Source organism: uncultured Flavobacterium sp. (assembly GCF_937967675.1).
In the GTDB taxonomy this organism is placed as follows: Bacteria; Bacteroidota; Bacteroidia; order Flavobacteriales; family Flavobacteriaceae; genus Flavobacterium.
On sequence record NZ_CALBSN010000167.1, the window covers coordinates 1 to 1,251 of the forward strand.

The window sequence follows — 1,251 nt, forward strand, 5'->3', positions numbered from 1 at the left end:
GCATCGACATATTTTGGCATAACATCTTTAGCAATCGTAAAAGTTACGCCGTAAATAATGGAAACTAAGGTAGCGGCAACTAGTGCCCAACTTCTTTTTGACATTAGCTTAAAACAGTAATTACTTCGTGAATGTTTTTTGGACTATTTCCGATGTAAATCTTCCCATCGATAATAAAAACTGGGCGACTCAAAAACGTGTAATGTTCTAAAAGGTATTTTTTAAAATCGGCTTCCGTTAGATTTTTATCTTTTAAACCTAATGATTTATACAATTGTGCTTTTTTACTGAAAAGCGCTTCGTAACTTCCCGAAAGTTGGTACATTTCTTCTAAATCGCTTTCCGAAATTGGATTTTGACGAATATCGATAAACGTCAATTTATCAGAATTGGGTAACGATTTGATGATTTTTCGACACGTATCACACGAAGCCAAATAGTATATTTTGTTCATTTTGATGTTTTTCAATTTCTGATGCAAAAATACAGCCTTTTGAATTCTAAAAATCAGTAATTTTATAAAAAAATTAGACATGGACGCAACTTTTAGAATTTGGGAAACCAGCCGCGGATTATACAAGAATTTCTTAGATAATTATTCGTTGGAACAATTGAATACAATTCCAGCAGGAATGAGCAATAATTTGATTTGGAATTTGGGACACGTAGTTGTTTCCCAACAGAAATTGGTTTACGCTTTATCAGGTTTGCCAATGCATATTTCGGATTCGCTTTTTGAGAAATATCAAAATGGTTCGCGTCCAGATGGGAAAACTACGCAAGCTGAAGTTGATGAAATCAAGAAATTACTATTAAAAATGGTTGAAAAAACGAAAGCTGATTATGAAGCCGGAATTTTCAAAGAATTTCATCCGTATCAAACCAAAACGGGATTTCATTTAGGAACTTGGAAAGAAGCGATGGAATTTAACAATTATCACGAAGGAATTCATTTAGGAATTATGATGTCGATTAAAAAGCATATTTAGCGAATTGTTAACGATTCGAAAAGCAGCATCAAACAACTTTTATTTACCTTTGTAAAAATTTTTAAAAAATGAAATTCAATACAAAAACGATACATGGTGGGCAACATCATGAAAAAGTAACGGGAGCAGTAATGCCCCCTGTATTTCAAACATCGACTTATGTACAATCGAGTCCAGGGAAACCAATTGGCGATTACGAATATAGTAGAGCAGCAAATCCAACAAGAACCGCTTTAGAAGATGCTTTAGCAAGTATCGAAAA

The 1,251-nt window shown here is 33.5% G+C and carries 3 protein-coding genes; 2 read left to right on the forward strand and 1 reads right to left on the reverse strand.

The window, feature by feature from the left end:
- Positions 1 to 103: 103 nt before the first annotated feature.
- The gene (locus Q0075_RS11295; protein WP_026725142.1) at positions 104 to 454 is read right to left on the reverse strand and encodes an ArsC/Spx/MgsR family protein; all 351 of its coding nucleotides are present in this window, start codon (positions 452 to 454) and stop codon (positions 104 to 106) included.
- A gap of 79 nt (positions 455 to 533) precedes the next feature.
- On the opposite strand from Q0075_RS11295, the gene Q0075_RS11300 reads away from it, so the two are divergent.
- Both Q0075_RS11300 and Q0075_RS11305 read left to right on the forward strand, forming a co-directional pair.
- Complete coding sequence (locus tag Q0075_RS11300; protein WP_297869601.1) at positions 534 to 989, forward strand: DinB family protein; 456 nt, start codon at positions 534 to 536, stop codon at positions 987 to 989.
- Between the two features lie 68 nt (positions 990 to 1,057).
- Positions 1,058 to 1,251 (forward strand): PLP-dependent transferase (locus tag Q0075_RS11305; RefSeq protein ID WP_297869602.1); only part of this gene is annotated, 194 nt, incomplete at its 3' end.